The 222-nt window shown below is 57.7% G+C and carries 1 protein-coding gene; it reads right to left on the minus strand.

Features of this window, described 5'->3' with window-relative positions; genetic code table 11:
- Nucleotides 1-142: 142 nt before the first annotated feature.
- A partial coding sequence (locus E5C26_RS24925; RefSeq protein WP_135318573.1) for a Hok/Gef family protein occupies nucleotides 143-222 on the minus strand: 80 nt, incomplete at its 5' end.

Below are 222 nucleotides of genomic sequence, written 5' to 3' on the forward strand. Positions count from 1 at the left end.
TGCGGAGCGCTACGCAGGTTTGAACTGAATGCTGACGAAATACGCCGATGACGTGGAGTTGTGAGTCTGGCTGAGGGGAAGGGTGCTCATGGATCCGTCGCCAACAACCAACAGGCGGGGCGAACCCCGCCATTGGGTTGCCTTACCCTTCGGTTTCGTAAGCCAAAATGGCGGCTACCTCCGTGTCTCCCAGTGTGATGCGCAGTTCACATAGCGAACCAC

Source organism: Serratia proteamaculans (genome assembly GCF_004684015.1).
Taxonomy (GTDB): Bacteria; Pseudomonadota; Gammaproteobacteria; order Enterobacterales; family Enterobacteriaceae; genus Serratia; species Serratia proteamaculans_F.